The following is a 6,947-nucleotide window of genomic DNA, read 5'->3' as shown; positions in this document are numbered from 1 at the left end:
AACTGAGTACAACGGCAAATTTTGAAAAAGTTCTCATTTTCTTTCACTCCGCAGTTTTGTAGGATATTTTCACAACGCTTGTAAAAACCTTGTGGTCAAGCAGATGTTCAACGGAATACAACGGGCTAATCTGGCTTCGTGCCCAGCATGCATAATCAGCCAAAGCCAACTTTTTCCTTCTCAGGTAGTCGGCTATTTCCTTCGTCAAACCTATCAGTGTTTCAATATCATCATCGCTGCCAACATTCACTTTCTTCTGGACAGCCACATCAATTCCATACTCAGCAAGCACAGAACTCCTGCTCAGCGAAGAATATGATACTTCAGACGGGACAACTGTCACTTTAAGTGATACAAGATCCTTCTGTTCGAAATACGGCAGCAGAATCCGTTCAGCTGTAAAATCCAAACTGAATCCGGCTTCAGAATTGTTCAGTTCAGAGACGACAGCATCGGCTATGTCAACAGCGGTTGTCATTTTTTTTCCTTCTCCCGCTCCCGCGTTGTGTCGATCAGATAATCGACCTTCGCTCGTATATCGGAAATGGCAGAGATATTGTTTTCAATCCTGGTGAGGGTTTTTTCAATGTTCCTTTGGTTCTCGGTCTGGGCCGAGATCCATTTTTCTATTTCATTGATTTTTGTCTCGTGTATCTGAATTACTCGTGTGTTATCACTAATCATTTTGTAAACAATTCCGCATGCAAACACGATGGACAGCACAGTTGCCGCCAACTTAAGCCACGATGTCTCTTTGATCTCTTCTATGATATTTTCGGATTCCATTCTCATCTCATAATCTTACGCCGAAAATCTGGTGTGAATCCTGTAGGTATTGCCGTGCGGGTCACTCCATCGCCAGCATCCATCGTCAGCAAGCCGCACAACAGAATATGTACTACCATTATAGTCGATCTCGTCGTCGGGCCCGGGCACAACAGGGACGTCGTCAATCACCATGTCTTCGGCGGCAATTAAAAAATCAACTGTATGAGACCCGACTCGGACAGACTCTTCGACACCTACATCGTATTTGGTCTTTCCGATTGTGGCCGAAACGGAAATCTCCTTCTCTCCACGCCTGTAAACGACAGGAACGGTCATGAACAACTTTCGCTGCTCTTCAAGGAACCTTAATCCGTCTTTCAGCAAATCAGCCATAAATCAGCTATTTCTTTACAAAAAGTGCCTGCGGCGACATCTCGCCGCAGACACTTGCCCTGAGCAAGAAGACCCTGTTTTATTTCATTTTAATTCGTACGGTAGAATCTTCAGTTGCTGCCGCTGCAACAGAGACTCCAATCTTTTTGTTCACACCGCCTTCGCCTGCTGCAGTGGTTGCAACATTACCAGTTGCATTCCAATAACACACTACACCGATCCCGATAGCCTCGCTCCCTTTCGGGAAATCAAAGACACCTTCGACCTGCAATGCCCCCAATCGGTTCGCCGGAATGCTTCTTGTGGCAACACCGACAATTTCCCCAAGCACAACAACGTCTCCAGCGTTCACATCGGCAGTTGGGACATAATCAATGCTCCGACCCTCGTGTACAAACTTTGCCATAACGATCTCCGTAATAATCTGTTTATCAGGTTATTTTTCAGCACTCACCTAATTCTAATAATTAGGATTAGGCGGTTCCTTTCATCTTAACACCAGCTCGCCAGTCCTGTTTCGCAACGCCGAAGTCGAAGTACCCGCGGAACTGTATGCCGAGCACGTTAAAGTCTGCATCAACAGACTCTACAGTCGGCATCTCCTTGCCGTTTAGAAAACACACTTCAATCACGGCAATATCATTCGGGTCGGCCAGCAGATACCAAGCAGTTGCGCTTGAGCCGGCGATCTTGTTGTTGGAAAGGTAGCGGGACACAACGGGTTTGAACATGCCGGCAAATGGGTTAGTTTCCGGTTCGCCGGATTCGGCCCCGAGTTTAACGCTCGCCATCAGCTGGCGTGCCTTGTACCCCAAGGCACTTGGCACAAGCAAAATCCGCGGATCAACACCAAGCGGGCTGCCGTCCGCGTCCTCTTGCTCGAGGAACATCAGTTCTGCCAACGCCAACCCTTCGACGCTAAGTGCTGTAGTAGCACCCTCCGCATAGTTGTTGCGCGCCGCCGTGAAGAAGGACGCGTTGTCCATGAATTCAGTCCAAAAGACTTTGTTCAATTTTTTGTGCCCGCCGCGTCCAATCTTGACCGGAAGGGAAGTCAACGCGCCGAGGTCATCGTTATACAAATCCTCGCGGGTGATTGTGAACATCTTACCGTGTGTCCTGGCTCGGTTTGTGAATGATTCGTCAGAAAGTGTTCCATGCTTTAATTCGCCGGTAGGTCCAATTTCGTCAAACTCAAACGCCCCAGTCAGGCGATAACTTGTAATCGTTTTGAAATCGTTGACAGCCCGGCGGGCTGCGATCTGCCGCCATACGGACTCTTCACTCTCGAATCCCTGGAGAAGAAACTTGTTTGCAACATTGCTCATGATTCCTGCCAGATCAACCGTGCTGAATGCAGCTTTTACAGGCGGGAACGCCGCCTCGAGCACACGTCTCGGGTCCTCTCGGAAATACATCACACTGCAACCGTTCGCACGAGCGGCCTCCATGATCATCTGCTGAAGTCCAATTCGTCCCTTGTATCGCGTATCGGCGGCCTCAATGATGCTCTCATCGTACTTCTTTACGAGATGATCGGCGGAGATTCCGCCGGACATCAGAGCGGCTGCCTCAAGGACAGATAGCGACTCGACAGGTTTTCGCCCAATCACATTTGGAGCAGAGGGCCGCTCTGCCCGCAGCACCTCAAGTTTCGTCTTGTCCTCTGACCACCCTTCACGGATCGCCTTGGCCTCGATGTCCGGGAACTGTCCGCCGCATGCCGCACGAATTGCGGCGATACGTTCGGCCTCAGCAGCAGCTTCGCTTCGAATCTTGTTTACGATAGAATCGTTGTCGGTCTGCTTAGCTGCCTCAATTTTTTGTGTGGTTTCGACTGTGCCCTCCTCTACTACCTTTGGATCACTCTGGCTGGCAGCAACAACTTCTTTCTTTTTTTCACTCATGATTTTGTTCTCCATTTGTATCTCTTCTTCTTTTGCAGCAGCAATTTTGGCACTTGTATTCTCATCAGCTCCTTGCAGCACAAAACTGATTTCAGAAAGTTTCGATTTAGTAATAACAGTGGCTGGCCCAGTTATTGTCTGGCTGTTTACATTTGCCTTTTCGCCCTTTTGCAGCGAATAATAGTCATACACATCAACAGATATGCTCGCCTGGAACCGATACCCCTTCTTGTTCAGCATAAGAATCGTTTTAACGGTTTCGCTTTCACCTATGACAGGGCCTTCGGCGACCAGCTTGCCGTTTCTTTTCTCGATCGTTTCTACCTGTCCTATCAGATTCTCCAGATCGCTGCGGTGATTGTAAAACACAGGCTTCCCTGCCCTAACCTGCAATCCATTGAGATCGACAACAACAGGATCATCCCACATCGAGACTCGTATTTTTCCGCCGTTGTAAGCGAGTATTTTAAACGTTGGGGTTTTTCCCCCGTCTTCATCGCTTGCCGCAACAATCGTTAATCCATCAAAATCAACAGAATTTAAATTCAGTTTTTTCAGCATTTTCCCCATTTTTGCTTTTACCTTTCTTTACGAGTCCTTTGCAGACCTGCAATATCCAAATCGTCGATACCGAGAGAACGCATTTTGGCCTTCTCTCTCGCAATCTGCTCAAATTCAGTCAACCAATCCTTGCCGCGTCGTGCGTACTCCTCAGCATACGTCGTGGTATGATTCCTGAGGCGTATATTCTGGGCATTTGCCTCTTTTGCTGGATCGACGTGTCCCTCGCTGTCGAAAAACCAGGAATGCTTATATTCAACAAGTCGACGCATAGATTCAGGCAGATAGTCCTCTATTAGCACTGCCTCAGACATCCAGGCGTCAAAAATGCGGTCCAAAACATCCCTCTTCATTTTCGCCTGGGCGACTCTATTTCGACGGAAAAATGTCTGGTGATCCAGCCGACCGGACGCGTAGTTGTAGCCGGCACTATTGCCAGCGGCCACGTTATAGGGCATTGTAAAACCGCGGGCAACCTCATTGATAATCTCCTTTTTGAACTCGCCATATCCGGTTGACGGCTGCTCGGCCTGCATTTGACCGAGTTTCCAGCCCTCCGGCAATACGGTTGCCATTCTTTTTTCGAGTGAGATAACATCCATTGCATCCACGTCGGCCGCTTCCCCGCCAGCCGGAGCGTCGGTAAACAACACCATCGCAAGTTCGGCGGCTGTTTCCGCCGCGGCAAGAACGGCCTCGGTATAACGCCGCAGATTGGCGAACAGTGGCAAACTCGGTGTAGTTTCAGGAACGCCTCTCTTTTGACCGGCCCGTCTCGCTTTGTACCAATGTATGATTTCGCTGGCAGGGTACTTTTTGTACGTCAATTGTTTGTGTTTAGAAAAAGCAAAAATATCATTCGGATGGTCGTCGAGCACGTAATATGCAACAACATTGCCATATTCATCATATTCAATGCCGTCATATATTTTGTCATCGTTTAATTTGTCAAACGGTGTGGATACCATTTCCGGCTCGATTGGTCTAAAATCGAGTTTCACAGGCGTACCAAGATTCGGATTTGTGGTGAGGATAGCAAATGCCTCTCCATCGACGGCCAACCCGACCCTCATAGTCCATAGTTTTCCGGCAAAATCAACTTCTTCGCACCACCGTGCGAACAATTCCTCGACCTTCTGATTCGCTGCAACATTCTCGGTCAGCATTTGCAGCAACGGTCCAGTTCCGACCTGATAATCGGCAAGCGTTTCAATGATACCGCTCAGATAGCAGTTGTTCTCGAACTCATATCTGGAGCGATTTCGCAGGGTAGCCCGCACAGACGGACTTGCAGACGCATTGGGTCCAATACAATCAGCAAGCCCCCAGTGCCGTTCATTATCGGCAGTCGTCTGGGCTGCATCGTACTTCACAGCTGTAATCGGCAGCTTGATAGCACGCCGTGCGGGTTTTCGCTTAAAAAAGTTAAACATATCTTAGATTGCAGCAGGGGGTCTCAGTTTGAAAAACTTCACACCTTTCAGTCCGTCACCGCAAGTTGCGGCCTTGCTCGCAAGGTGTTTGTCCGCCTTAATAAGGTCATCGATTGATACCCGCTCAACAGTCCCAGCATCACCAGATACTTTTTTGGGTGTTGCAACCGCCTCTTCAATCAAGTCCTTTATCGCCATTTGACATCCCTTTCATTTTTTTCAGGCGGATTCTGAGACCGGACATGAGGGTGCTGTCCGGTCTTAGATTTCAATGGCCCGCTCTTTGCGCCGAGACGCATAACCGCTTTCATCCTTTCCAATTATGGCAACGGCCGCGATTAACGGCCGCTGCCACTGCCACATGGAAGGTCCTGTTCATTTATAATATACCGATAGAAAAAGAAAAATGTAAAACAAATTCAAAAAACTTACTATTATTTGTAATTTTTTTTACGGATACGTTCTTCGCTCACATACAGCGCCCCGCAATGTCGGCACTTGCGATACCGGATGATCTTAAATTTGCTGCGCGAATCGGTATAATACACGCGCAGATCTCGACAGCCGCACCGATCACAAACAAGCCCGCGTTCTTTCCTCTGCTGGTCTTGCAAATCGGACAAGTGGATCGGCCGCCGGTCCATCTATCGCATCCTTTGTTTTTGCAATTCCGAGAGTTTCAGTTTTTTCCGCGGACGCGTCGGCTCGATCTCTTGCCCTAAGATTGTGATTCCTTGTTCGCTGGCGGCCACGGCACAGCCGACCAAACAGTCGAACCAGTGATTGTCCGGCTTGGATGGTTTGATCTTCCATTCCTTGACGTCGCGGCCCTGCCCGTGCGTCAAGGTCCACGTCTCGCTGTTTGCGATATGCTCGGCAAACAACTCATGCATATCAGGCTTGCCGTATATGGACAAACAGCCCATATCTCCGAGCGGCGTAGAGATTCGATCGTGGACGAACGATTTCCAAAAATTCACATCGATGCAAATATGGGGGAACTCCTGCGTGCCGCTGACGCTTGGGATGTACCAGTGATACCCGAATCTCCAGCCCGGTTTTTTCTTGTATTGAGAGATCGGACGATTCGCCGCGCGGATACCGACGCCCTTAGATAGCATCATCGTAGACCCACCGCTCTTTGCTTTAACAGCCGCGACAATCTTATCTTTGTACCCCATGTCAACAAAAAGCCGATCAATAGATGCATATCCATCGCCGCGCTTGTATTGGGTATCAAGCAGTCGTCGCACCAGTTTGTCCAGCCCGGCAAAGATTGCCCCATCAAGGCCCGATCCGGGGTGGACGGTTTGCAAGGTCCGCTTGACATTGCTTAACGTGTAATGCCGCCGGTTCTGCTCCGGGTAAACTCCGTATTCAATTACATATCCGGTAAACCCTTCCTCCCACGCGCAAACGCAATAGAACAACAAATTGTCGTGAACATCGATAAAGGCCGTGATCTTGACGGCATGGATGGGAACTTCTCCTTTTTTGCGTCCGTTTGCTTTTCGCCAAACGTTTTCCGGTTTTAGTTTTGTTTTTTCTTCCCGCCCCGCTGCGGCGGGCTCGTTCTGAAACTCCGAATAAAACGCGGACTCTTTATAATCCAAAAGCAAGTTGTAAGCGCTCTGAAGCGCGCTTACTTCTCCTTGATCCGGTGAATACCGGGCCTCCCAAGAAACCTTGGCCCCCTTGTCCATGGCTTGACGGTTCTGGATGTAAAAGGCCGTCGCTTCTTCACCACGGCCGCCGCGGCGTAAGGATTCTTCACGCAAACGTGCGTATTCATTCCATAGTTTCGTGTTTTCGGGCCATTGATACACTAACTTAGTTCGCTCTCCGTGCCACGCGGGAAATTTTTCGCGGTTAAGAATTTGATCGG

8 protein-coding genes are annotated in these 6,947 nt (G+C 49.0%); all 8 read right to left on the bottom strand.

What is annotated here, in order from left to right; all coding sequences use genetic code 11:
- Positions 1 to 43: 43 nt before the first annotated feature.
- Positions 44 to 478: a hypothetical protein gene (locus PKY88_13100; protein ID HOQ06137.1), complete on the bottom strand. Its 435-nt coding sequence runs from the start codon at positions 476 to 478 to the stop codon at positions 44 to 46.
- Complete coding sequence (locus PKY88_13095; protein ID HOQ06136.1) at positions 475 to 786, bottom strand: hypothetical protein; 312 nt, start codon at positions 784 to 786, stop codon at positions 475 to 477. Before PKY88_13095 ends, PKY88_13100 begins: the two co-directional genes overlap by 4 nt.
- Positions 787 to 801: 15 nt before the next feature.
- Complete coding sequence (locus tag PKY88_13090; protein ID HOQ06135.1) at positions 802 to 1,104, bottom strand: hypothetical protein; 303 nt, start codon at positions 1,102 to 1,104, stop codon at positions 802 to 804.
- 136 nt (positions 1,105 to 1,240) lie between these two features.
- A complete protein-coding gene (locus tag PKY88_13085; protein HOQ06134.1) occupies positions 1,241 to 1,567 on the bottom strand; it encodes a DUF2190 family protein in 327 nt (108 codons plus the stop codon).
- 67 nt (positions 1,568 to 1,634) lie between these two features.
- Positions 1,635 to 3,638 (bottom strand): hypothetical protein, encoded by a 2,004-nt coding sequence (locus PKY88_13080; protein ID HOQ06133.1) that lies wholly within the window; start codon positions 3,636 to 3,638, stop codon positions 1,635 to 1,637.
- 8 nt (positions 3,639 to 3,646) lie between these two features.
- Positions 3,647 to 5,062, bottom strand: a complete 1,416-nt coding sequence (locus PKY88_13075) for a phage portal protein (protein ID HOQ06132.1) — start codon at positions 5,060 to 5,062, stop codon at positions 3,647 to 3,649.
- A gap of 3 nt (positions 5,063 to 5,065) precedes the next feature.
- Positions 5,066 to 5,260, bottom strand: coding sequence for a hypothetical protein (locus PKY88_13070; GenBank protein ID HOQ06131.1), 195 nt, complete (start codon positions 5,258 to 5,260; stop codon positions 5,066 to 5,068).
- Positions 5,261 to 5,706: 446 nt separating this feature from the next.
- Positions 5,707 to 6,947 (bottom strand): phage terminase large subunit family protein (locus PKY88_13065; protein HOQ06130.1); only part of this gene is annotated, 1,241 nt, incomplete at its 5' end.

This window comes from Anaerohalosphaeraceae bacterium (genome assembly GCA_035378985.1).
Taxonomy (GTDB): Bacteria; Planctomycetota; Phycisphaerae; order Sedimentisphaerales; family Anaerohalosphaeraceae; genus JAHDQI01.
This window is presented reverse-complemented; position numbering and strand designations above follow the sequence as displayed.

Excerpts from the sequence above, each read along its gene's own strand:
- PKY88_13085 (HOQ06134.1), bottom strand. The coding sequence starts at position 1,567 with ATGGCAAAGTTTGTACACGAGGGTCGGAGCATTGATTATGTCCCAACT.
- PKY88_13075 (HOQ06132.1), bottom strand. The coding sequence starts at position 5,062 with ATGTTTAACTTTTTTAAGCGAAAACCCGCACGGCGTGCTATCAAGCTG.
- PKY88_13090 (HOQ06135.1), bottom strand. The coding sequence starts at position 1,104 with ATGACCGTTCCTGTCGTTTACAGGCGTGGAGAGAAGGAGATTTCCGTT.
- PKY88_13070 (HOQ06131.1), bottom strand. The coding sequence starts at position 5,260 with ATGGCGATAAAGGACTTGATTGAAGAGGCGGTTGCAACACCCAAAAAA.
- PKY88_13080 (HOQ06133.1), bottom strand. The coding sequence starts at position 3,638 with ATGGGGAAAATGCTGAAAAAACTGAATTTAAATTCTGTTGATTTTGAT.
- PKY88_13100 (HOQ06137.1), bottom strand. The coding sequence starts at position 478 with ATGACAACCGCTGTTGACATAGCCGATGCTGTCGTCTCTGAACTGAAC.
- PKY88_13095 (HOQ06136.1), bottom strand. The coding sequence starts at position 786 with ATGGAATCCGAAAATATCATAGAAGAGATCAAAGAGACATCGTGGCTT.